The following is a 22,164-nucleotide window of genomic DNA, read 5'->3' as shown; positions in this document are numbered from 1 at the left end:
CGCTGGAATGACATAAAACGAGTCATGCAACAAGACCTGCAGTTGTTCACAATGGCAATTAGGTGTCTATACAATAACACCATTTAACCACGACTTATAAACGATTTAGCCATGAGTTATGGTACAAGAATACCTATTTACTGATGTAAATTTGCATATTAAAAACAATAAACGATATGGTTTAGTAGGTGTCAACGGAGCAGGTCAAACAACTTTTTTCAAAGTCTTAACTAAGGAAGAAGAGCCAGCTTTCGGTGAGATTAACATACCAAAAAACTCCAAAATAGGTTGTTTAAAACAAGATCAGTTTCTTTATGAAAATACTAAAATTATAGATACGGTAATAGCAGGGAATAAGGAGTTATGGAAAGCTTTACAGAAAAAAGAAGAGATATTAAATCGGCAGGAATGTAGCGATGAAGATGGGTATAAGTTTGGTGAACTTGAACAGGTAATATACGATAATGATGGTTATACTAATGAAATTTTTGTAGTTAGCTTGCTTGTGTAGGTTTTGGAATAGCCGAAAAATACCATTATGAGCCGCTTTCTGTGTTGTCAGAAGGTTATAAGCTTCATATATTACTCGTACAAAGTCTATTTAATAATCCCGATATTTTACTACTCGACGAACCGACAAACCATCTTGATATTATTTCAATATATTGGCTTGAGAATTATTTAAAAAACTCTTTTAAAGGAATATTAATTTTTATATCGCATGATTTAGCTTTTTTAAATAATGTCGTAACGGATATTTTGGACATAGATTATGGAGAAATAAAACTATATACGGGCAATTATAATAATTTTGTTCAAGAAAAGCAGATAATAGCTGCTCAGAAGCTAAGCGAGCGAAATTTCTTAGAAAAGAAAATAGAAAATATGCAGGCTTGGGTTGATAAATTTATAGTAGGGACGAGAAGTAAGGCAAAGTGCTTCCCGAGAAAAGCAGTTAGAGAAAATAGAATTACCGGATATACAGAAATCTTTAAGAATTAGTCCGTTATTTAGATTTAAGCAGCTAAACAATTCAGGAAAATTAGTATTAAAAATTGATCAAATAACTAAAGATTTTGAGAATAAGCAAATATTAAATAAAGTTAGTTTTAACTTATCATGAGGAGAAAAAATTATTATTGGTGCAAACGATATCGGTAAATCTACTTTATTAAAAATCTTAATGAATAAAATATCAGCAGATCAAGGTAGCTATGAGTGGGGATATGAATCGCAAATATCTTATTTCGCTCAAGACCATCATGAGCTACTTAATGAAAATATTAGTATTATTGATTGGCTTAAAAAGCAATCTGAAACAATCTGAAAAAGAAACGGAAAATACAATTAGAAATACGCTCGGACAAGTATTATTTCGCAGTGATGAAGTAAATAAAAATATTTTAAGTTTAAGCGGCGGTGAGGGCGCAAGATTATTACTTGCTAAAATGATGCTAGAAAAAAGTAATATTTTGGTTCTTGATGAACCGACAAATCATCTTGATATAGAGTCAAGAGCAGTTCTTAAAAAATCTCTAATTGATTTTGATGGTACGGTAATATTAGTAACGCACGATCGGAATTATTGCTCTTTCCCATAGAAAAAAGATTGTTGATTTTAAAGGTAAATATGATGATTATATTGAGAAATACTGCAACGATTATTTAAGTTCTACTACAAAATTATCCTAAGTTTTAGGCATTACTCATTAAATATAGATACATTGCAAGGAGGCGTTGTTGCGTGGATACTACCACGTCATTGCGAGCAGCCATAGGCTGCGTAGCAATTTCGTCAAATATTCCTGAGATTGCTTCGTCAATTGCTATGCAATTTCCTCGCAATGATGATAAAAATCGAGTCATACAACAAAGCAGAATCTTAAAGTTAATCACTACACATTATAAAACTCCAAATGATGACCGCTAATGAACTTTTTTACTTCAGCATGGTTACCATACTCATCAACATTTAATAATAACCCTTGTTAATTAAAATATAATATATTCGTAAATAATCGGTTATCACAGTCCCACTTAGCTTTAAAAGCATTTTCCTTAATAAGTTTAACTCCGTTTACTCCGTGTTTGTGATATATTATTCCTCTTTTTAAAGCAGAAACAAAATAGGTGACTTTACTTTTATCAAAGGTATTATAGATTTTTTTAGACATTGTACCGTAACAATCAAATCCTCTATATTTGCCAAGAAATTTAGCCGTACCTTTTGTTACTTCCTGATTGTCAATTTTAATTTGACCTTCTTTAGGAATATTCCAAGAATTATTATTGAAGTTGGTAATCTTTTGAATGGCTAAAATTCATGTTTCTTTTTTAGTTAATAATATTGATGGATTTTTTTTTGTATCATATTGAAGGGTTAATTGTTCTAAGTTTTCTATTTGCTTATTATCGGGGGAATAGCTTGCAATAATCCCTTCTTGTTTTTTTTTTGACTTAATTTACTTGCATATTCTTGTACTTTTTTGGGTTATTATTTAATAAGGTGGTAACTACTCCAATTTCTAAAGTGTTTTCATTGCAAGAATCATTTTGCAGAGCATTTTCAACATTTTGGAAAATCTTTTCAGATTTTTCAGAAGTTAATTTAGTCTCGTTATTCTGCTATTAAACGGGTATTAATGGCGTTAAGAACCTCTGCTTTTTCATTGGACGTTAGAGTATTATTTTGAGGTAACGTATAATTGGGTCCACGTAACTTCGAAGTTTTATAATAGCCTTTTCATACAAATTTATTTGATGCTCAGGTATCTTATTTAAAAGATCAGAAGCCGTTTTAAATTGCTTACTACATAGGGCAAGTGAGAATGCTAGAAGTATGTTGTTTGGGGTATCACTAATTGCTTTTAGTTTTTCGGTTAATATTGATTGCTGGTTTTTGTTAATTTTTTTTATTAGAAATTCTGTTATAAAAAGCCATGTATTCACAGCCATCATATATTGATGAATAGAAAGGAACTAAGGTATTTTTTTAATTACATCTAACGTCTTATAAGAAATTTCATATGGATTAGTTAACATTTCTAGAATGTATTTTATATATTCTATCGGCACATATTGTATTAAGTCATTAGCTTTACCACATTCGTCTTGTATTCTATAATTAGACCATAAATGATAGTCTGCTGTTGGATGTGTGGGTAGAAGCACAAAAGCATGTTCATAACATTTAGTGGACATATCATAGCTTCCGGTTTCTTCATAAACACGACCTGTTCTATAATACCACTGGACTAAAACCTGATTTTCAGTATTAGTATTTAACGAAAAAATAGATTCTTCAAGTAAAGCTTTTGCCTCTTCAAAATTTTTATTTTCCATTAATAAATCAGAGAATTGACCTGACAAATCTAAGCTGGATTTTGTATACGGTACTAGTGCTTGGGTAATTTTAAGCTTAGATTCCGGTTCAATAAGCTTTAGCACAGGGAGTAGATATGCTGCACATTTGCTATATTGTTCAACTTCTTTTGCAAAGTAATTAAAATATAGATTTATTGCTGCAATTATACGTTTAAATATCTCTTTAGCAGCTTTATTGTGTCTATTTAATATACTATATTGAAAGGCAAGACTCATTATTTGAATTTTAGTTAGCGTATCAAGTGGTATAGAAATGATTTTATCCGGCATCCATTTTATGAGTTCACCATCTAATTGATATTCAAAAAAGCCTGGTCTCTGTATTATTTCATAATTTTTCAACAATTCATGATTTGTGTAACTTTCATATGGATAATTAGGCATTAATTTATGTATTAGTGAATGCTTAATTTCTGTAGCTTTCTTGCTACTTACTGTAGATTTTTCACTATTTAAATGTCCAAATATATAATGCATTACTTCTATAGCGGTACCAACAGTTGGTATAGATGAAAAGTTTTTATCCATTTTTACTACATCAAGACCGGAAAAGTTTTTTCTAAAATTTCTTACTGATAATATATTGTGGGTGTTATAAACCGTGGTAATATCAAGCTTAAAACTAATTGAAGGTTCTGCATTTTTCATGAGTATAATTTAGTATTAGTTGGGCTTAAGAACTGCTCCAATGTGATAGGAAAGGTTTAAAATTTTACATAGAATTATTATTAAAAACTTACAGTGTATGAACTTTTTATTACTCGATTCTTGTTTCTAGCTAGGAATGACATCGAGAGGCTAAATTAACTCACAAAGCAATTTTTCTAAGTAATGTCTATTCAAACCCAATCCAGTAAAATATTTATGAAAATATCCGGTATCATGACCTATCATTTTAACTTTATCATAATGATGAGGTGATTCAGATTCACGATATATAGTTGTGTGCCGTCATCCATATAGTAAATAGAATAAGATGGAAGGCCATAAGGTCTAAAAAAAGTGTCTTTACGTATAACTTTAGGAGCTTTATCGGATTTTTGTATATTTTCTGATTTCAGCATATTAATTTTCTTAATAAATGATTGTTTTATTAATATATAATTTTTATATATTATCACAAGAATAATTATAATAGCTATCTACAGAACCTAGAAATTCAGATTTATCAATTGCAGTATTATATTCATAAGGATATTCTAAATATTTTTGCAATTTTAAAGTATTTTCTTGAAACAATGGGTAATTATTTGATAGTTTGTGCTGTGATAAATTGAAATATTTTCTCGCTAAGAATTGCTTATCTTGAACATTATTAAAAGCTTTGATTTTTGAATATCCATCTTGTTGTTTTTCTTGTAAAAAATAATCTTCATAGTCCTTATAATTCTTTGGAAGATTTAATATAAATCTAGCATATTGTTCTAACTGAAAGTTAGTTAACCAAGTAAATATAGAATATAAGTTTGCTCTATAGTCCGAAGAAAAAATAACATCAACTTCTAATTGCTTTATCTCTTGCCTTTTCTCTCTTTCAATAACGTTATTAAATAATATAAATAACTCTTTATTAAAATGTTTTTTATTTTCTTGAGCTTGAATGATTATATCAAAAAGCTCAGTTTTTAATTCGTCTGAGGTAAATAATTGTTTGTATTCATTAAGCCATGGACCAAAAGCTATAGATTCAAGTTTTTTAAATATTGAATTAATTTGTATGCAACTTTAAGTTAAATTTGATGGTAGTCTTTTATATAAAAAATTGACGCAAGTCAAGAGATATTAAATTAATGGTTTAAAAAATATGTGTCACCTTGTGATTTATTCACAGAATTCAGTTAAAAATACTAATATTATTAGTTTTTAGTTGTTTTCTGGATACCGTGGTCAAGCCACGGTATGACACTGAAGTGTTTTTCAAAAGCCATACTAAATTGATTACTAAAATTTTTCACATAACCTAATGACAAAAATAAAATATGAATATATTATTTAATTTTAGAATAATTTAAATAATATATATTCAATGAGTGCAGATACTAATATTAGCGACGGTTTAGAAGTCGTTACGCAAGATCATTTATCGATTTTTTCTTTAATAAGCTCCTCCGACATTATTGGTAAGTCAGTTATGCTGATGTTGCTTATTGCCTCTATTTGGTCATGGGCTATTATTTTGGATAAAATATTTAAGCTAGCGCAAGTGCAGAAAAGCATGCGGGTATTTGAAAATGTGTTTTGGTCTGGTGGAGTATTAGAGCAATTATATGAAAGCATAAAAAAGTCGGTTAATAATCCGCTAGCTTTAATTTTTATCTCAGCTATGGATGAGTGTAAAAGCTTAAGCACTAAAGGGCTTTCTGAAGGCTTAAAAAACAACCATAAAGAGCGTATAACGGGTGCAATGTACTTAGCTCAAAATAGGGAAGTCGAAAAGCTCGAGAAAAATTTAAGCTTCTTGGCAACTGTTGGATCAAGTGCTCCTTTCGTAGGTTTATTCGGTACCGTTTGGGGGATTATGCATAGCTTCCAATCGATTGCTACTTCAAAAAATACTTCTCTTGCCGTAGTAGCTCCCGGAATTGCCGAGGCGTTACTTGCAACTGCGATAGGCTTATTTGCAGCTATTCCGGCAGTAATTTTTTATAATTATCTGATTTGCCGTATTACTCTTATCAATAATAAGATTGAAGATTTTATTAGTGAGTTAAACTCTATACTTTCTAAGGCAATTGATCAGGAGAAAATGTAATGGCTATAAAGCTTGCCGGAAGTAATAGAAAAAGTAAAAGAGCGGTAGTTAGCGAAATTAACGTTACGCCGCTTGTTGACGTGATGCTTGTGCTATTAATTATTTTCATGATTACTTCTCCAATACTTGTTTCAGGAGTAAACGTGGATTTGCCTGAGACAAATTCAAGCCTTACTTCAGGTCAGGATGAGCCTTTGGTTGTTACTATCAATAATAAAGGCAAAATTTTCTTACTTGAAATTCCAATAGAAAGAATGCATTTAACCGACAAGCTTGCAAATATCACTAAAGAAAAAAAGGATGCTAGAATTTTTGTAAGAGGCGATAGAAATGTTTCTTATGGGCAGGTAGTAGAGATAGTTGCCGAAATTCATGCTGCCGGCTTTTCTCGTGTAGCTCTTATTTCAAATATTAAAAATAATGAAAAGTAATCAAAATAAGGATAATTTTACGGTTTTCCTTAGCTTCTCTGTTGTTTTGCACTTACTTCTTTTATATTTTTTTCTATTTGGTATGCCGTCACTTTTTGAAAAATTACCGGAAGAGCAAACTATAACTTTTGAAATGTTACCTGTTAGCGATAAATCAAATATTATCACTCAGACAAAGCAAAAAGAAGTCCATATAGAAAACAAAGACGCTAAAAAATCTGAGCAGAGTAAGCCAAAAGAAGAAGAACCGCAAGATTTGCCTAAAGTAGAAAAAGCAAAAGAGCCTGAGGCTAAAACAATGGAAGAAAAGCCTAAAATAGAAGAGAAAAAACCTATAGAAGAACCAAAGTCTGAAGAAGCAAAAGAAGCGTTACCTGAGAAGAAAGAAGAAGTAAAGGAAGAAAAACCTAAAGAAGAAGAAAAAAAACAAGCAGAAGAAAAGAAGAAGCCCGAAGAAAAGAAAGAGGAAAAGAAACCGGTTGAGAAGCCTAAAGAGGTGAAGAAAAAAGAGCCTAAAACCGATGAGCTTGATTTTTTGCTGAAGAATTTAGAGCAATCTTCGGAAGGGGATAATGTAAAATCCAATAAGCATCAAAGGTCAAAAAAAGCTGATAATGCAAAAGAAGCTAAAGGGGTTTATACGGATGGGCTGCCTCTTTCCGATAGTGAAACATCTTTGATAAAAAGACAGATTGAAAGACATTGGAGTAATGTACCGGCAGGAGTTAGAGGTAATAATAAAGTAAAAGTCATTATTAGTATTACGCTAGATAAAGCAGGTAATGTTGAGCAGGCAAAGGTTAACGAAAAAATCTGTCCTAATATTCCGGCTAGTGTTTGTGAAGCTTTGGCGGATAATGCAATTAGAGCGGTGTGGCAAGCAAGCCCTATCGAAAACCTTGACTCTGCACGCTTTAACCATTGGAAAGAGATTAATTTTAGCTTTGATCCAAGTAAATTGTAGGTTGGGCATTGCCTGCGTGGATACCACCCCGTCATTGCGAGCAGTCGTAGACTGAGTGGTAATCTCATGAAACAAACTTCTGAGATTGCTTCGTCAATTACTTACGTAATTTCCTCGCAATGACTATTTTCGAGCCACGTAGGCAAGCCTTTCGCAGGAATGATATTATAAGAACCATGCAATAATTAAAAAATATTATTTATCATGTCCGTGGTATAATCACCGATTAATTCAAGCCCCATATCTTTTTACTCATTATTGAAACAACAGTAGCGGCAATAACCAAACAAGGATAATAAGGTTGTTTCCATTAAAAATAGGGTCAAAGCAGCATTACTAAAGCTTGCTAACTCATATTCTGAAGGTAATAAATCCGTAGGGATGTTTTTGTTCATAAAACTTAGTTATTATGTTTACTATTTGTAAATAAAAAAAACTATAAATTTGTCTATTAAAATTACATTTATTTCACAAAGTTTTAAGAGCAGGATAAGTAAATAATAATACATGGCATAAATTTAGACAGAAATGAACTATCATAGAGCATAATATTTTGCCTGTTTTATAATATGCATGACCATAGAAAAAACCGCATATAGTGCTTAAAGCTATATTTAAGTCCGCCTTGAAAATGTGCGATCCTAAATATTAAAGATGCTATAATAATAGCTAAAATCTGCTGTTTTGGTAAAAGATTTTGTAATGTTCTTTGTAAAAACCCTCGAAAGAATACTTCCTCAGCCATACAGACTAAAAAGAAATATTGTTGTAATGAGAAAAATGTAGGTGATAGTTAAGGATGAAATCTTTGTAAAAAACTATTTTTAATATATAGTTATTTTTTAGTATTTAAAATAGAAAAATTATTAAATATAGAGATTTTTAATAAATAATAATTAGATTTTAAAAAGAAAATATAAAAGATAATTATAAAAAAACCAATAAAATAATATATATAGAATAGGGCGATTTTATGAAAGATATAGAATATTGGGAAAAAAATTTTGAAAGCTGTAAATATTCAGATAAGTTAATCGAAAGGCTTTTATTTTTAAATACCCAAGTAAAACAACCTATCGATATTAGAGAAGTTAAAAAAGGTATTTATTATGCTCGTAAATATCATGGTGAGCAAATGCGTCAATCAGGTGAACCTTATTATTCTCATCCAATCGCAGTAACAATTATGGTAGCGGAATTTGTAGCAAAAGAAGTGCCTAAACTCTTTACTTTTAGAATGCTACAAGCTGCATTACTTCATGACACTATTGAAGATACTGAACTTACTGAAGAAATGATTAGCAATATTTTTGATGAAGAAGTAGCAAAGCATGTAGCAGGTCTAACTAGAATTAAACCTTGGGGAAAAATAAGTAGTGAGAAAAGTCTTATTTTGTTAATTAAACAAAAAAAATACGATACTGCTCTTATAAAACTTTTTGATAGAATACATAATTTACAAACTTTGGAAGTAAAATCACCTGAAAAAGCTTATAAAATAATTAAAGAGACATTAAAAAGCTTTTTAGTGTTAAGTGAAATACTTGAAATACCTTCAGTTTCAGAGCTAATATATGCTGAATGTCATAAAAATAATTTAAAATTTAATATAAATTCTACTTTAAATAAAATTATAAATTTCGATTCGTTTCCATTCGCTGAAAATAAGTTACTCCCATAAAGAAAGTTATACCTACCGGAATGAAAATTAAAAATAATCCCCAATATCCTAGATAATTGGTAATATAAACTAAACCAAATGACGTTATAATATAAGTAAATAATTTTGCTATTGCACTTAGCATACTAGTATATGTAAATCTCTTAAAAACCGGAAAATATTTATAAAATATAGGAGCTGCCGGTACGTGATCAAATACGAATAATGCAGCTAAACATTGAAAAATAAAAATATATAAAGGAGTAGGGTTATAGTTTAACATTATAGGGAAAAAAATGAGAGAGGTAAAAAATAGATATAATTTTACCTTTAGGATTTTTAAAGGATGGATTTTATAGCTAATAAATGCAAGACCGATAATACCGAGTAGATCTATTATAGATACCCAAAAATTTTGATTTATAATTTGACTTGGAGTAAACCCGCATTCTCTTTTTAATATATCACCGCAATATATATATACGAAATAAAAACACGGTGGTCTAGCACATTGGATAAAGAAATACCAAATAGAAGTAGTGTTTGGAACTTTTTGATCTAGAATATCTTTGTCAATTTCTTCAAGCATAATATTATTATCTTGAAGTCTTAGTTTTAATTTGTTTCTTTTATTTGAAAATGCCTCTGCTTCTTTTAAACTAGTCCTTGCAATAGTACCTACAAAAGCGATAGTTGCACCAACGAAAAAGGCTATACGCCAACTTGATTCATGGTGATAAATATTTTGATTAGTAAAAATTGATGCAATACCTAGTGCTACCGTAGTGCCTACGGCAGAAAATACGGTTATAATTGCTACTAATGGATATTGTATAGGAGGAGATGAATTTTCGGTTAAGTACAGCTCTGCACCTCGTGCTTCTGCAGTTGCTGACATACCTTGAATTATACGACATATAGTAAGAATCCAAGAGGCTGTTATACCTATCTGTGCATATGTTGGCATGCTGCCTATAATCACACAAGTAATAGCCATTAATAGGGTAGTTAAAACAACTACAATCTTACGTCCAAAATGATCGCCTATATACCCAAATATTAATGCGCCTATAGGTCTTAGCAAATAGGTAGAACAGAAAGAAAATGCGGTAAGCAACGAAAAAGTGAAAGGATCATATTCCGGAAAAAATAAATTATTTAAAAGCATCGCCATATGCACATAAAGCATAAGGTCAAAATACTCTAGAAATGTACCTATAGAAAGTAATCCGACTGCTTGCTTTTGTTCTCTATTTAAACTTCTTTGTTCTTTTTCATAGCCTAACATATACATATAACCTTATATATAATTAGATTACAAAATAGGCTATACCTCTTTTGGTTCAAAGTCAATAAAGAATTAAAGAATTTTTAATAAATATTGTTTTACAAAATATTTAGGTTCCGTAAAGTTATCTAACTTAAAATTTTCAAATTATCTATTTTTCTCTGAAAGCTTTAAATGCAGTATCAGTAACGGGATCAAGTAAATATCTAAGTAGTGTTCTAGTACCTGTTACAATTTGTACCTCAGCTTGCATACCGGGGTGTAATTTAAGATTTTTAACTTTAGCAACTTTGTTAAATTCATTCATATCGATTTCAACTCTTGCAACATAATAATTATCTTGCTGTTGTCCCGGATGCTGTCTTTCATCTTGTACGATATCTGGAGATATGCTTACTACTTTACCGGTAAATGTTGGAGTTGTTCTTGATTTAAATGCACTGAAACGTATTTTTGCAACTAATCCCTCATGTACTGAGTCAATGTTTTTTTGAGATACCTTTGCTTCTATTATTAATGGGTCATTAGTTGGCAAAATTTCCATAATAGGTTGTCCGTGACTTATAACACCACCTATTGTATGATATTTTAAATTATTAACTATACCGTCAACAGGTGATCTGATTATCACACGATTAAGCGAATCCGTCAGGGCATTATATTTTTCTTTAAGAGATGCGGTTTGTACTTGAGCTTCACGAAGCTCTGTTAAAGTCCGTTCAGTGTATTTATTTTGTTGATTTATAATTTTAATTTGAGTTTCGGTAATAGCATGGCGTATTCCTGCTATTTCGGCTTCAGTTATTGCAACATCGCTTTTTGAAGCGGCAACTTTTGCCTCTTGGTCTAATAAGGCTGCTTTTTGTACAAAGCCTTTTTCTTTTAACGTTCTTAAAGCTTTTAAACGGTCTTGATAAACTTCAGCAGTTTTGGAGGCGGCAACTTTTTTTGCTTCTAAACCTTCAATTTTTTTCTCAAGTTGAGCAATATTTTGATGTAATGCATCTTTCTCTGAGTTATATACTTCTTTTCTAGATCTAAATAAATTTTCCTGCGTATGAATTATTTTAGCTACTTCCGGTAAATTGATATCCTGCATTAGAAAATCAGAGAATTCGATTTGTTCTAAATTATCACGTTCGGCAATTAAACGATTTTCAGTTGCTAAAAAATTACGGTACTGACCAAGAATATTTTCATGTTCACTTTTTATTCTAGTTTCTTCAAGCTCTATTAATTTATCGCCTGCTTTGACTTTATCACCTTGCTTCACATAAATAGCATTGATTATTCCGCCTTCATGATGTTGAATCGTTTTTTTATTTGTGCTTGGCATTACGATACCGATAGCTACAGCACCACTATCGAGTGGAGCAAGAGCCGACCATAATCCGCCTATTAATACTAAAAAGATTATAACATAAATACCGAAAAGTATAGGTGATCTTGCAGCTTGGGCTACATTATTACGATCTTTATCGGTTTTCTTGGTAATAAAATTAACAAACCTATCAAGTTTTACTAATAAGAATTCTATAGCATGAGAGATTTTCTTTAATGTAGTATTTATTAAAGCTTTACGTTTAGAACTTTGACCTTTAAGGTTTAACGCATCTTCTCTTAAGGACAATAATTGTTTTAATTGTTCCGGAGTAATTTGAGGTTTATTGTGTTTTAAGTCCTGCATAATATTTAATCATTATTATATTTAGTCAGCGTTTGTATTTTGCGTCATTGCGAGGACATGACGTAGTAATTGACGAAGCAATCTCGATAGAATTCATGATATTGCCACGCTCACTAACTTTCGCTTGCAATGATGATTTGGAAGCCACGCAAACAATACCAATCAAGTCACGATATGACACTTTAGTTATTAATATGCATTGTACCGCTTTTTAAAGTTTTAAAGTGTTTTTGAATCTCTTCTTCCGTTCCGTAAGCTGCAACGACTCCATCCTGTAATATTAGAATTTTATCAACAACGGATAATACGGATGGTCTATGTGAAATTACAAGAACTGCTATTCCTTTAAGTTTTGCTTGTTTTAAGGCACTTGCAAGGGCAACTTCACCTGCCTCATCTAAATTAGCATTAGGCTCATCTAAAATGATGAGTTTTGGATTACCGTAAAAAGCTCTAGCAAGCCCAATACGCTGTCTTTGACCACCTGATAGATTAGAGCCTGCAGGACCGATATCAGAATCATAACCGTCAGGGAATCTTAATATCATTTCATGAGCTCCGGCTATTTTAGCTGCTTCAATAACTTTTTGCGGATCGGCATCTTCTTCCATTCTAGCTATATTTTGTTTAATACTACCGCTAAAAAGTTCTATTCCTTGAGGAAGATAGCCGACATGTCTACCGAAATCTTCTCTATTCCAACGATAAATTTCAGCACTATCTAAACGTACGGAACCTGATGATTCTTTCCATACCCCGACTATGATTTTAGCTAAAGTTGATTTCCCTGTAGCCGAAGGACCGATAATTGCTAAAACTTCGCCCGGTTGTACTGCAAAACTAACGTCTTTTAAGATATATTTCGGTACAGGAGGTTGTGGTAAATGTTTCGGTATAGGGTGAGCATAATAAATATTTTCAACAGTAAGATGACCATCAACGTTCGGAATTGGCATCGTTTCGTCTCTAGAAGAATAAGTGTTAAATAAATTATTAATGTTTTTGTATGATTTAATAGCACCGCTCATACTTTTCCATAAATCAATAGCATTATCGAAAGGAGCAAGAGCTCTACCGACTATGATAGAACTCATAATCATATTACCGGGAGTCATATCTGCACTGTGAGATTTTACAACAATGTAAGCACCGACTCCGGTAACAGCCATTTGCATTATATTACGGATAAACCTTGAAAAGTTAGAAATAACACCGTTACGATAGCTAGCAACCGATTGCTTATCAAGTGCTAATATGTTAAATTTATGCCAATTTTTTGTAACATTCTTCATCATTCCCATTGCTTCAATTGCTTCTGCATTTCTGTTTGCAATATCGGCTTGTGTCATACCTTTTATCGAAAATTCGGTAGCTTCACCGAGCGTTTTATTAGTAGCTGTAGCATTAAAGAAAGCGGTTGAAACTATTATAATTGCACCAAAAACGGTAATAAGACCGATATATGGATGAATTGAAAAAATAACCGCAATATAGATAAGGCTCCAAGGGGCATCGAATAAAGTATTAATTCCGGTACTTGTTAGGAATGTTTTGACGGTTTGAAAATCACGTAATAATTGGCTAGAACCCATATTTGCTCGTGTTGCAGCTGCAGAAATTGAAGAAGCAAAAATTACGGGAGCTACTGTTCTATCAAGCCATTCTCCTACTTTTATAAGTGTAAAAGAACGAGCAATTTGTAATAATCCGTAAACAAAATAAATATATGCGATTATTATTGATAAAAATAATAATGTTTGTAGATTACCGCTTCCAAGGACTCTATCAAGAACTTGTAGTGAGTAAAGAGGAGTAATTAACATTAGTAAGTTGATTACAAAAGCAAACCAAAAAACTATCCAAAAAGCTGTTCTACATTCGCCTAATGCTATTACTACGGGGTTTTTTTTATTTAGATTATTATTTTTATTATCCATATTAGTTATATTATAAATAATTATTAATTAATTCTTCAGCAATTTGAACACTATTTAAAGCTGCTCCTTTACGTAAGTTATCACATGTGATCCATAGATTTATCGTATTATCTCTACTTACGTCATTTCTAATTCGAGAGACATATATGGCATCTTCGCCTACCACTTCAACGGGTGAGATATACGCAAGGTCATTATTATTAGAAATTGTAACAATTCCATCGGCATCTTGTAATATTTCTTCGACTTCTTTGGCATCAATTTTGTCGTTAAATTCTATGTTAACCGATATAGAATGACCGATAAATACCGGTACTCTAACAGAAGTAACGCTAGCTTTAAAGTGATTACCTATAATTTTGTTTAGTTCAGAAGCAATTTTTGCTTCTTCACTTGTATAGCCATCTTTATTTAAATCACCTATATGAGGAAAAAGATTAAATGCAATCTGTTTTGGAAATTTCTTAGGATCATTCTCTCCAAAAACGTATTTAGATTTTGTTTGGTCGTAGAGTTCGTCCATTCCTGCTTTACCTGCTCCTGATACTGATTGATAAGTAGATATCACTACTCTTTTAATCTTTATTTCATTATCTAGCGGTTTTAATGCTACTGCAAGTGGAATGACGATACAGTTAGGGTTAGCTATGATATTTTTAGTATTAAACTCTTTAAGTGTTGATAAATTAACCTCAGGTACAATTAACGGCACTTGATTATCAACTCTAAAAAGTGAGGATTTGTCGATAACTACACAATTACTAGCAGTAGCTTTTGGTATAAATTCTTTTGAAACTTCTGAACCTGCACAAAAAAAAGCAATATCGATATTGTCAAAATGTAAACTTTTTAAACTATTAATTTGTAGTATTTTTTCTCCAAAGCTTACTTCCCGCCCTAGAGAGCTATCTGAAGCTATAGCATAAACTTTATCAATGGGGAAATTACGCTCAGCTAGAATATTTAGAGTTTCACGTCCTACATTTCCTGTGGCTCCGATTACTGCAATATTGTATTTTTTAGTCATTATTTATTAATCCGATGAGTTTTTCACCTCCGATAATATGGAAATGGAAATGAAAAATAGTTTGTCCCGATTTCTCGCCTTTATTAGTTATTAAACGATAACCGTCTTTATCTAAACCCGCTTCATTTGCTATATCAGAAATTTTAGCAAAAAAATGTTTTATTTCGTCTATAGAAGCTTTAGAGATGAAATCGGTATAATCTATATATTCGTTTTTAGGTATAACGATAATATGTACAGGTGCTACGGGTGCTATATCTTTGAATGCTAAAATTTGTTTATCTTCATAAATTATTTCTGCCGGAAGATTTTTACTTATGATTTTTGCAAAAACATTTTCTTTGTTATACATCATTTTATTCCTGTTAAAAGCTTTATTGCATGGCTTGATTTTTCCGTCATTGCGAGCAGTCGTAGACTGCGCGCAATGTGACGATTTAATATTTATGAAACCACGTTTCTGTTAAACAAGCATACTACGTTTTAGAAATTTTAATTCAGCTTCAATTCTAGAGTTGGCAATTATTATATCTTCTAGTCGGTAATTATTTCTTTTTAAATAATTTTCTCTAATATCTGAAGCAAAAAAGCCGAAGCCTAATATTAAGACTATCTTAAATATAAACTTTAACTCTTCGATATTAATCGCCGTAACGATTATATTCGCTATTACAGCAATAGCAACAACTAACCACATTTTATGGTATAATGCCCAAAATATACTTAAGAGAGCCGCTATCCATGAAAAACCTTCTTCAATAACAATAAAATTATTATTTTTTTGTGTGGAGTTAATGTATATTGCGTATATATTCATTATTTAAGTTTAAGTCTTGAAAATTCAAGGGACAATAATTAATTAAATTGGATTAGTCAAGTATACTCGTTTAATTTGGAAAATTGGCTACGTTGTTTTGGTAAGCCCTCGGATGCTCACGTATTAATATACGCTCCGCTCCTCGGCTTACAGACTCCTTGCTCTTTTCCAAATTAAACTTCGTCTATTCGTCTACTTAACAGTAATTCTAATAGTACTTAATTAACAACTTAATATCAATAAATTTTATATTATGTCAGATAATTTAGCCTTACACGGCACAACAATACTTTGTTTAAAAAAGAATGAAGAAATAATTATAGCAGCAGATGGACAAGTTTCGCATGGTAATACCGTACTAAAATCTACAGCACGAAAACTTCGGACTATAGCAAATAATAAAATTATTGCCGGTTTTGCAGGTTCTACGGCTGACGGTCTTGCGTTATTTGAAAAACTTGCAGTAAAGATAGAGCAACATAAGCATAATTTACTTAGAAGTGCAGTTGAGCTTGCAAAAGATTGGCGTAGCGATAAATATTTGAGACGTTTGGAAGCAATGATGATTGTTGCTGATCGTAGTCATATATTAATTTTAACCGGCAACGGTGATGTCGTAGAGCCTGAAAATAATGTTGCAGCAATAGGTTCAGGCGGTTTATTTGCACTATCTGCCGCTCGCGCTCTAATGTCTTACGAGAATAATTTAACTGCTGAAGAAATTGCTTTAAAATCTATGAATATAGCTGCAGATTTGTGTGTATTTTCTAATCATAATATTATAATGGAAAAAGTTGTATGAAAGCTACTAAAACTACTTATAAAAAAGACCCTATGGGGCTTACCCCTTCTCAAATAGTGAATGAACTTAATAGATTTATCGTAGGTCAAGAAAAGGCTAAAAAAGCCGTTGCTATTGCACTTAGAAATCGTTGTCGTCGTAAAAGAGTAGAAGGTAATTTACGTAATGAAATAGTACCGAAAAATATTTTAATGATTGGTTCAACCGGTGTCGGGAAAACGGAAATAGCAAGACGCCTTGCAAAGCTGACTAATTCTCCTTTCTATAAAATTGAAGCAACTAAATTTACCGAAGTCGGATATGTAGGGCGTGATGTAGAATCAATCATGCGTGATTTAGTCGAAATAGCCGTTAATACTGAAAAAACTTTAGCAAAAACGAAAGTAGATATTAATGCCCGTGAAAAAGCGATAGAGAGAATATTAGATAGTTTAGTAGGTAAAACTTCTAGTAGTGAGACTAGAGAAAAGTTCAAAGAAAAAATTTTAAACGGCGAACTTGATGATACGGAAATTGAAATTAGTGTAGCTGATACTACACCTGTCGGCAGTGGAAGTTTTGAAATACCGGGCATGCCTGGAGCATCTATGGGCGTTCTTAATCTTGGCGATATGATTGGACGAGCCCTTGGCAGCAGTAAGACTAAAACAAAAAAAATGCTAGTTAAAGATGCTATGGCTATTATTATACCTGAAGAATCAGAAAAATTAATAGACCAAGAAAAAATTATTCAGCAAGCTATAAATTTAGCTGAAAATGACGGTATAGTTTTTATTGACGAAATTGATAAAATAGCTTCGACTAGTAGTTCCGGAGCAAAAAATGCCGAAATAAGTAGAGAGGGAGTGCAAAGAGATTTGCTACCTTTAATAGAGGGCACGACAGTTAATACTAAATATGGACCAGTTAAAACCGATCATATATTATTTATTGCTTCCGGTGCTTTCCATATTGCTAAACCTTCTGATTTATTACCGGAGTTACAAGGAAGGTTACCGATTAGAGTAGAATTAAATTCGCTTACCAAAGATGATATGATTAAAATATTGCTTGAGCCTGAAACTAGTTTAATAAAACAATATTCGGCGTTAATAGGTACTGAAGACGTGCGTCTTGAATTTGCTGCTTCTGCTATTGAGAAGATAGCGGATTATGCGATCACCGTTAATTTAGAAGTCGAAGATATAGGGGCTAGAAGGCTGCATACTATACTTGAGAATTTGCTTGAGGATATAAGCTTTGAAGCTAGCGAAATGAAAGGCAAAAAAATAATTATCGATGATAAATTCGTAGAAAATCAATTATCAAAAATAATAACTAATCTTGACCTAGCTAAGTTTGTTCTATAGTATGTTTTCAATTAATAATTGAGATAAGATTGTTATTTTCATCTAGTAGGGCTTGCCGATAAAACTATAGCTGAATCAAAAGAGCGAGTTAAAGCAGCGTTATCTTCTATAGGGCTTGCACTACCTACTAAAAAGATTTTAATAAATTTAGCTCCGGCAGATTTAGTAAAAGAAGGAAGCCACTTCGATCTTGCGATTGCTTGTGCGATACTTACCGCAATGAATATTTTACCTGAACTTGAAATTGCGGAATATTTGATAATAGGAGAGCTATCATTAGACGGTTCAATCTTACCGGTAAGAGGAGCTTTACCTGCAGCGATTGGGGCTTCTGTTAGAGGTAAATGTCTTATTTGTTCAAGTAAAAACAGCTCAGAAGTTGCTTGGTCGGGTAATGATAATATACTTGTTGCAGGTAATTTAATTGGACTAGTAAATCATTTTAAAGGTTCACAAGTTTTAACTCCTCCGGAAGCTAAGCTACAAGATGAGCCGATAAATTATCCCGATTTTAAAGATATAGAAGGTCAGAAAATTGCTAAATGAGCTTTAGAAATTGCAGCATCAGGTGGGCATAACCTTTTAATGTTCGGTCCCCCCGGAACCGGTAAATCAAGATTTGCTGCCTGTCTTCCCAGTATACTACCTAAAATGTCTACAAAAGAAATTTTAGAATGTAGCATGATTACAAGTATTGCAGGAAAATTTTTAGATGGTAAACTTACCAAAGCAAGGTCGTGCAGAACTCCACATTATTCATGCTCACTGGCCGTTATGGTCGGTGGCGGTGTCGGAAAAAAGTAAAGCCTGGGGAAATTACGCTAGCTTATAACGGAGTATTATTTTTAGATAAACTACCTGAATTTCCACAGCATGTTATTGATGCATGAAGGCAGCATATTGAAAACGGTGAAATACTAATCTCACGATCAAATGCTCATATAAAATACAAATTTCCAGTTAATAGCAGCTATGAATCCTTGTAAATGCGGTTATTGAGGCGATTCTTATAAAGAATGTATGAAAGCTCCAAAATGTGCTAGCGACTATCAAATGAAAGTATCGGGACCTATTATGGATAGATTTGATTTGCATATAGAAGTATCTAATATTCATGTTTATAATTATGACTTGATTGTAGATAACTCTGAGGAAGAATCTGAATATATAGCTGCAAAAGTCGAGAAAGTACGTTTAATTCAAGAAAAGAGATATGAGGGCTATAATATTAAAACAAATAACAGATTAGATGGGCAGTTGTTAATAGATTACGCTATGCCTGCGGATGAAGGTAAAGATTTACTGAATGAAGCGGCAAATAAATTTCGTTTATCAATGCGTGCTTATAACCGAATACTTAGAGTAGCGCGCACGATTGCCGATCTTGAGAATGTTGATACTGTCTTCATTTTTTGCAATATATTTAAGATGATTTAAGGATAAAAGATATGAGTACTATAATAAGTTTTACGCTATAAAATATTTATTAAAAGATAAAGGGGATTATGAAATAGTCTAGGGATTTATTTCGGCTATTTTTAAAGATGCTGGTTATAAGTTTTGTTAAAATAAAAGCCCTACTAGAAAGTGGCAGTAATAAAGAAAATGATAGCTTAAAATCTAGCGTAGCAGATGTTATTGTGGAAGATGAAGAAGGGCATAAATATATAGTAGAAATAGATAAATCCTATACAAATCTTTTTATGCATAAAGTTTGTTTTAATTCTAGTAGATTAATAGTTGATAGTATTTCTAAGAGCGAGGATTATTCTACTATAAAAAAATATTTCATATTAATTTATTGTATTTTCCTTTTGATAATATGAAAGCACCTTATATATCACGGTAAGACTATTTTTAGAGAAGTTGATAAAAAACACCCTATGAAATTTTCTTTGGGAGATATGAGAGGTAAAATATTTGATTTATATAATGCATTTCCAGAATATATTGTAATATCAGTACCATTATTTAATGATGTTATAAGAGATGAATTGGATGAATGGCTATATGTAGTAAAACATTCTGAAGTTAAGAAAGATTTTAAATTACCATATATAAAGAAAGTAGCAAAATGTCTTGATATACTTGAGATGACTCCTAAAGAGCAAATAGTTTATCGTCCCTATATGAATAAAAGCTATAAAGAGCGTGATTATATAGTTTCTGCTGAAGAAAAAGGTAGAGAACAAGGTATGGCAAAAGGAATAGAAGAGGGGAAGAAAAAAGGTAAACAAGAAGGTATACAAGAAGGCAAAGTTACAAAAAGTATAAAGCGATTACAAACAGAAATTGAGAACCTTAAAAAATAACTATCTTTAATGACAAAAATTTACTTTATAGCTGGTGAGGTGTCAGGAGACTTTGTAGGTGGTCGTATAATTCAGCATTTAAAAAACGATACAGTAGTACAACTAAATTCACCTGTATCAAGCTTTGTGAATGACGCTGTACAGTTTGTTGGTGTTGGTGACAAATATATGGAGGAATCCGGTAGCTTTAAAAGCTTATTTCCCATTACTTCCATAAATTTAGTGGGTTTTGTAGAAATTTTGCCTCATATTTTTAAGCTTAAAAAATTAATTGATAAAACTGTGGAGGATATAATAAATAGTAAAGCTGATTTATTAATTACTATAGATTCACCAGGGTTTACTTATCGTGTGGCAAAGCGAGTAAGGAAACTTTTACCAAAGCTGAAAATGATTCATATCGTTGCACCGTCAGTTTGGGCATATAAAGAGGGTAGGGCAGTAAAATACGCTAAAATTTATGACTGTTTATTTGCTTTACTACCATTTGAACCTCCATATTTTACTAAAGTCGGTCTTGATTGTAGATATATAGGTCATCCGATTATGGAGCAAGAGTTTTATAGTGATAAAATAGCTTTACGTGAGGAGTTTAAAATAGATGAGAATGAGAGAGTTTTGTGTGTTACTCTTGGTAGTAGAAAGGGTGAGATTCTAAGGCATTTATCGGTTTTTGTTTCTTCTATTGAAGAAATATTCAAGAGTTGTAATAATCTTAAAGTTATATTTACTCTTGCAAATCCTGCTCATGAGGCAATAATAAAACCGTTTCTAGAAGATGTTAAGTTTAATTATTTATTTTCAAGTGAGAGACTTAAAACTTATGCTGTTGCGGATTTAGCTTTAGCAAAATCCGGTACTAATACTTTAGAGATAGCAGCTTCCGGTACTCCTATGATTGTGGCTTATAAAGTTAATCTTATAAGCTTTTTTATTATTAGGCTATTGATAAAAATAAAATATGTTACGTTGATAAATATTATAGCCGATAAAGAAATAATTCCGGAATTTATCCAATTTAATTGCCGAGCTAATCTTATTAGTAATAAGCTTCAAGAATTATTATTTAATTCTAAAAAAGCTTATAAACAGGTAATAGAAAGCCAAAAAATTTTGCAGCAATTAGGATTTAAATCAAACCGATTACAGCTAAATTCAGAAAGTTTTAGACACGATGAATTTAAAGGCAAGCTAGCTAGGTGTACAAAAGTACGTGAACACAGGCTTAGCTTGGAAAATTTGCTTGTATCAAGTGATCGAGATGACGCTGTACCTTCTTATATAGCTGCAGAAATTATTAAACAGGAGTTCTTAGAACCTAAAATAAAGTTGTTAAAAGAGAAAGATTAGTACTTGAAACCGGTGGTCCACAACATTTTCTGAATTATAATAAACATTAATATTAATATAATAAAAAAATATATTTCCATGTTTTTTCTTATAGTATTAATTTGTTTCATTAAAATTTTTAAATCATTGGAAATTTTTTTGTATTCCTCATTGTTATCAGAACGCATTGTTGTCAAGAAACCGGATAAGTTTCCTAACTTATTTTGTAAAGCTTTTAACCTTTCAGTATGTTCTTCGTGTTTTAGATCGGTATTGTGATCTTGTATCATAATATATAATGCCCATTATAAGATCAGTAGTATTAACGCCGGTATAGTAATATGAACTATGAATAAAGATTTATATTTTTTGTTTGTAATAAAAATTCTAACTTTTCATTTTACAGGAGTATACTATTGTTATAG

Annotated in this window: 24 protein-coding genes and 7 pseudogenes; 17 read left to right on the top strand and 14 right to left on the bottom strand. The window is 31.6% G+C overall.

The window, feature by feature from the left end; translation table 11 throughout:
• Positions 1-118: 118 nt before the first annotated feature.
• From AB4K15_RS03305 to AB4K15_RS03295, 3 genes and pseudogenes are all read left to right on the top strand, one after another.
• On the top strand, positions 119-511 hold the full coding sequence (locus tag AB4K15_RS03305; protein WP_500224481.1) for an ATP-binding cassette domain-containing protein: 393 nt from the start codon (positions 119-121) through the stop codon (positions 509-511).
• Positions 512-552: 41 nt separating this feature from the next.
• Complete coding sequence (locus AB4K15_RS03300; protein ID WP_500224480.1) at positions 553-1,002, top strand: hypothetical protein; 450 nt, start codon at positions 553-555, stop codon at positions 1,000-1,002.
• A 181-nt stretch (positions 1,003-1,183) separates the two neighbouring features.
• Positions 1,184-1,601, top strand: a pseudogene (locus tag AB4K15_RS03295) (ATP-binding cassette domain-containing protein).
• Positions 1,602-1,695: 94 nt separating this feature from the next.
• On the opposite strand, the gene AB4K15_RS03290 reads toward AB4K15_RS03295, so the two are convergent.
• The 5 genes and pseudogenes from AB4K15_RS03290 to AB4K15_RS03270 all read right to left on the bottom strand — a co-directional run bounded on the left by AB4K15_RS03290 (position 1,696) and on the right by AB4K15_RS03270 (position 4,448).
• On the bottom strand, positions 1,696-1,866 hold the full coding sequence (locus tag AB4K15_RS03290) for a hypothetical protein (protein WP_500225690.1): 171 nt from the start codon (positions 1,864-1,866) through the stop codon (positions 1,696-1,698).
• A gap of 122 nt (positions 1,867-1,988) precedes the next feature.
• Positions 1,989-2,462: pseudogene (locus AB4K15_RS03285) on the bottom strand (hypothetical protein).
• Positions 2,458-2,941, bottom strand: a pseudogene (locus tag AB4K15_RS03280) (hypothetical protein). The pseudogenes AB4K15_RS03285 and AB4K15_RS03280 overlap by 5 nt, the downstream one beginning before the upstream one ends.
• A gap of 38 nt (positions 2,942-2,979) precedes the next feature.
• A complete protein-coding gene (locus AB4K15_RS03275; RefSeq protein WP_500224478.1) occupies positions 2,980-4,032 on the bottom strand; it encodes a tetratricopeptide repeat protein in 1,053 nt (350 codons plus the stop codon).
• A 150-nt stretch (positions 4,033-4,182) separates the two neighbouring features.
• Positions 4,183-4,448, bottom strand: a pseudogene (locus AB4K15_RS03270) (hypothetical protein).
• Positions 4,449-5,410: 962 nt separating this feature from the next.
• Between AB4K15_RS03270 and tolQ the strand changes: the two are divergent.
• The 3 genes from tolQ to tolA are packed head-to-tail and all read left to right on the top strand — an operon-like array spanning position 5,411 to position 7,531.
• On the top strand, positions 5,411-6,136 hold the full coding sequence (gene tolQ / locus AB4K15_RS03265) for a protein TolQ (protein ID WP_032074061.1): 726 nt from the start codon (positions 5,411-5,413) through the stop codon (positions 6,134-6,136).
• The gene (gene tolR, locus AB4K15_RS03260; protein ID WP_032074062.1) at positions 6,136-6,567 is read left to right on the top strand and encodes a protein TolR; all 432 of its coding nucleotides are present in this window, start codon (positions 6,136-6,138) and stop codon (positions 6,565-6,567) included. The genes tolQ and tolR overlap by 1 nt, the downstream gene beginning before the upstream one ends.
• Positions 6,557-7,531, top strand: coding sequence for a cell envelope integrity protein TolA (gene tolA / locus AB4K15_RS03255; RefSeq protein ID WP_032074063.1), 975 nt, complete (start codon positions 6,557-6,559; stop codon positions 7,529-7,531). The genes tolR and tolA overlap by 11 nt, the downstream gene beginning before the upstream one ends.
• Before the next feature lie 468 nt (positions 7,532-7,999).
• Here the strand turns inward: tolA and AB4K15_RS03250 are convergent.
• Positions 8,000-8,276: pseudogene (locus AB4K15_RS03250) on the bottom strand (CPBP family intramembrane glutamic endopeptidase).
• 228 nt (positions 8,277-8,504) lie between these two features.
• Here AB4K15_RS03250 and AB4K15_RS03245 point away from each other — a divergent pair.
• A complete protein-coding gene (locus tag AB4K15_RS03245) occupies positions 8,505-9,212 on the top strand; it encodes a RelA/SpoT family protein (protein ID WP_032074064.1) in 708 nt (235 codons plus the stop codon).
• On the opposite strand, the gene AB4K15_RS03240 is transcribed toward AB4K15_RS03245, so the two are convergent.
• The 7 genes from AB4K15_RS03240 to AB4K15_RS03210 form a co-directional block, all read right to left on the bottom strand.
• Complete coding sequence (locus AB4K15_RS03240; RefSeq protein ID WP_500224474.1) at positions 9,163-10,479, bottom strand: MFS transporter; 1,317 nt, start codon at positions 10,477-10,479, stop codon at positions 9,163-9,165. The genes AB4K15_RS03245 and AB4K15_RS03240 overlap by 50 nt on opposite strands.
• 151 nt (positions 10,480-10,630) lie before the next feature.
• The gene (locus tag AB4K15_RS03235) at positions 10,631-12,166 is read right to left on the bottom strand and encodes an HlyD family type I secretion periplasmic adaptor subunit (RefSeq protein WP_032074065.1); all 1,536 of its coding nucleotides are present in this window, start codon (positions 12,164-12,166) and stop codon (positions 10,631-10,633) included.
• Positions 12,167-12,348: 182 nt separating this feature from the next.
• Positions 12,349-14,103, bottom strand: coding sequence for a type I secretion system permease/ATPase (locus tag AB4K15_RS03230; RefSeq protein WP_032074066.1), 1,755 nt, complete (start codon positions 14,101-14,103; stop codon positions 12,349-12,351).
• 10 nt (positions 14,104-14,113) lie between these two features.
• Positions 14,114-15,130 carry an aspartate-semialdehyde dehydrogenase gene (gene asd, locus AB4K15_RS03225; protein WP_032074067.1) on the bottom strand — a complete coding sequence of 339 codons (1,017 nt, stop codon included), beginning with the start codon at positions 15,128-15,130 and terminating at the stop codon, positions 14,114-14,116.
• A complete protein-coding gene (locus AB4K15_RS03220; protein ID WP_032074068.1) occupies positions 15,123-15,482 on the bottom strand; it encodes an HIT domain-containing protein in 360 nt (119 codons plus the stop codon). The genes asd and AB4K15_RS03220 overlap by 8 nt, the downstream gene beginning before the upstream one ends.
• 111 nt (positions 15,483-15,593) lie before the next feature.
• Positions 15,594-15,947 (bottom strand): DUF2628 domain-containing protein, encoded by a 354-nt coding sequence (locus tag AB4K15_RS03215; protein ID WP_032074069.1) that lies wholly within the window; start codon positions 15,945-15,947, stop codon positions 15,594-15,596.
• 70 nt (positions 15,948-16,017) lie between these two features.
• Positions 16,018-16,119 (bottom strand): palindromic element RPE5 domain-containing protein, encoded by a 102-nt coding sequence (locus AB4K15_RS03210; protein WP_084698805.1) that lies wholly within the window; start codon positions 16,117-16,119, stop codon positions 16,018-16,020.
• Between the two features lie 81 nt (positions 16,120-16,200).
• On the opposite strand from AB4K15_RS03210, the gene hslV reads away from it, so the two are divergent.
• The 10 genes and pseudogenes from hslV (at position 16,201) to lpxB (ending at position 21,760) form a co-directional block, all read left to right on the top strand.
• Positions 16,201-16,749 carry an ATP-dependent protease subunit HslV gene (hslV, locus tag AB4K15_RS03205; protein WP_014408447.1) on the top strand — a complete coding sequence of 183 codons (549 nt, stop codon included), beginning with the start codon at positions 16,201-16,203 and terminating at the stop codon, positions 16,747-16,749.
• A complete protein-coding gene (hslU, locus tag AB4K15_RS03200; RefSeq protein WP_032074070.1) occupies positions 16,746-18,098 on the top strand; it encodes an ATP-dependent protease ATPase subunit HslU in 1,353 nt (450 codons plus the stop codon). Before hslV ends, hslU begins: the two co-directional genes overlap by 4 nt.
• 66 nt (positions 18,099-18,164) lie before the next feature.
• Entirely contained in the window at positions 18,165-18,644 is a 480-nt protein-coding gene (locus AB4K15_RS03195) for a YifB family Mg chelatase-like AAA ATPase (RefSeq protein WP_032074098.1), read from the top strand.
• A gap of 39 nt (positions 18,645-18,683) precedes the next feature.
• Positions 18,684-18,902: an ATP-binding protein gene (locus tag AB4K15_RS03190; protein WP_500224468.1), complete on the top strand. Its 219-nt coding sequence runs from the start codon at positions 18,684-18,686 to the stop codon at positions 18,900-18,902.
• The gene (locus tag AB4K15_RS03185; RefSeq protein ID WP_500224465.1) at positions 18,857-18,988 is read left to right on the top strand and encodes an ATP-binding protein; all 132 of its coding nucleotides are present in this window, start codon (positions 18,857-18,859) and stop codon (positions 18,986-18,988) included. Before AB4K15_RS03190 ends, AB4K15_RS03185 begins: the two co-directional genes overlap by 46 nt.
• Before the next feature lie 118 nt (positions 18,989-19,106).
• Positions 19,107-19,154: pseudogene (locus tag AB4K15_RS03180) on the top strand (hypothetical protein); the annotation flags it as partial.
• Positions 19,152-19,535, top strand: a complete 384-nt coding sequence (locus AB4K15_RS03175) for a magnesium chelatase subunit ChlI family protein (RefSeq protein WP_500224529.1) — start codon at positions 19,152-19,154, stop codon at positions 19,533-19,535. The pseudogene AB4K15_RS03180 and the gene AB4K15_RS03175, both read left to right, overlap by 3 nt.
• Before the next feature lie 203 nt (positions 19,536-19,738).
• Positions 19,739-19,924, top strand: a complete 186-nt coding sequence (locus AB4K15_RS03170) for a hypothetical protein (protein WP_032074099.1) — start codon at positions 19,739-19,741, stop codon at positions 19,922-19,924.
• A pseudogene (locus AB4K15_RS03165) lies at positions 19,900-20,410 on the top strand (RpnC/YadD family protein). The gene AB4K15_RS03170 and the pseudogene AB4K15_RS03165 overlap by 25 nt, the downstream one beginning before the upstream one ends.
• Positions 20,411-20,419: 9 nt before the next feature.
• On the top strand, positions 20,420-21,760 hold the full coding sequence (gene lpxB, locus AB4K15_RS03160) for a lipid-A-disaccharide synthase (RefSeq protein WP_032074071.1): 1,341 nt from the start codon (positions 20,420-20,422) through the stop codon (positions 21,758-21,760).
• Here the strand turns inward: lpxB and AB4K15_RS03155 are convergent.
• The gene (locus AB4K15_RS03155; protein ID WP_032074072.1) at positions 21,757-22,029 is read right to left on the bottom strand and encodes a hypothetical protein; all 273 of its coding nucleotides are present in this window, start codon (positions 22,027-22,029) and stop codon (positions 21,757-21,759) included. The genes lpxB and AB4K15_RS03155 overlap by 4 nt on opposite strands.
• Positions 22,030-22,164 lie beyond the last annotated feature (135 nt).

It is taken from the genome of Rickettsia aeschlimannii (assembly GCF_047973405.1).
Taxonomy (GTDB): Bacteria; Pseudomonadota; Alphaproteobacteria; order Rickettsiales; family Rickettsiaceae; genus Rickettsia; species Rickettsia rickettsii.
Note: the sequence above shows the minus strand (reverse complement) of the source record. Positions and strands in the feature narration are given on the sequence as shown.

Excerpts from the sequence above, each read along its gene's own strand:
- AB4K15_RS03305 (WP_500224481.1), top strand. The coding sequence starts at position 119 with ATGGTACAAGAATACCTATTTACTGATGTAAATTTGCATATTAAAAAC.
- AB4K15_RS03290 (WP_500225690.1), bottom strand. The coding sequence starts at position 1,866 with ATGACTCGATTTTTATCATCATTGCGAGGAAATTGCATAGCAATTGAC.
- AB4K15_RS03275 (WP_500224478.1), bottom strand. The coding sequence starts at position 4,032 with ATGAAAAATGCAGAACCTTCAATTAGTTTTAAGCTTGATATTACCACG.
- tolQ (WP_032074061.1), top strand. The coding sequence starts at position 5,411 with ATGAGTGCAGATACTAATATTAGCGACGGTTTAGAAGTCGTTACGCAA.
- tolR (WP_032074062.1), top strand. The coding sequence starts at position 6,136 with ATGGCTATAAAGCTTGCCGGAAGTAATAGAAAAAGTAAAAGAGCGGTA.
- tolA (WP_032074063.1), top strand. The coding sequence starts at position 6,557 with ATGAAAAGTAATCAAAATAAGGATAATTTTACGGTTTTCCTTAGCTTC.
- AB4K15_RS03245 (WP_032074064.1), top strand. The coding sequence starts at position 8,505 with ATGAAAGATATAGAATATTGGGAAAAAAATTTTGAAAGCTGTAAATAT.
- AB4K15_RS03240 (WP_500224474.1), bottom strand. The coding sequence starts at position 10,479 with ATGTTAGGCTATGAAAAAGAACAAAGAAGTTTAAATAGAGAACAAAAG.
- AB4K15_RS03235 (WP_032074065.1), bottom strand. The coding sequence starts at position 12,166 with ATGCAGGACTTAAAACACAATAAACCTCAAATTACTCCGGAACAATTA.
- AB4K15_RS03230 (WP_032074066.1), bottom strand. The coding sequence starts at position 14,103 with ATGGATAATAAAAATAATAATCTAAATAAAAAAAACCCCGTAGTAATA.
- asd (WP_032074067.1), bottom strand. The coding sequence starts at position 15,130 with ATGACTAAAAAATACAATATTGCAGTAATCGGAGCCACAGGAAATGTA.
- AB4K15_RS03220 (WP_032074068.1), bottom strand. The coding sequence starts at position 15,482 with ATGTATAACAAAGAAAATGTTTTTGCAAAAATCATAAGTAAAAATCTT.
- AB4K15_RS03215 (WP_032074069.1), bottom strand. The coding sequence starts at position 15,947 with ATGAATATATACGCAATATACATTAACTCCACACAAAAAAATAATAAT.
- hslV (WP_014408447.1), top strand. The coding sequence starts at position 16,201 with ATGTCAGATAATTTAGCCTTACACGGCACAACAATACTTTGTTTAAAA.
- hslU (WP_032074070.1), top strand. The coding sequence starts at position 16,746 with ATGAAAGCTACTAAAACTACTTATAAAAAAGACCCTATGGGGCTTACC.
- AB4K15_RS03190 (WP_500224468.1), top strand. The coding sequence starts at position 18,684 with ATGTTCGGTCCCCCCGGAACCGGTAAATCAAGATTTGCTGCCTGTCTT.
- AB4K15_RS03185 (WP_500224465.1), top strand. The coding sequence starts at position 18,857 with ATGCTCACTGGCCGTTATGGTCGGTGGCGGTGTCGGAAAAAAGTAAAG.
- AB4K15_RS03175 (WP_500224529.1), top strand. The coding sequence starts at position 19,152 with ATGAAAGTATCGGGACCTATTATGGATAGATTTGATTTGCATATAGAA.
- lpxB (WP_032074071.1), top strand. The coding sequence starts at position 20,420 with ATGACAAAAATTTACTTTATAGCTGGTGAGGTGTCAGGAGACTTTGTA.
- AB4K15_RS03155 (WP_032074072.1), bottom strand. The coding sequence starts at position 22,029 with ATGATACAAGATCACAATACCGATCTAAAACACGAAGAACATACTGAA.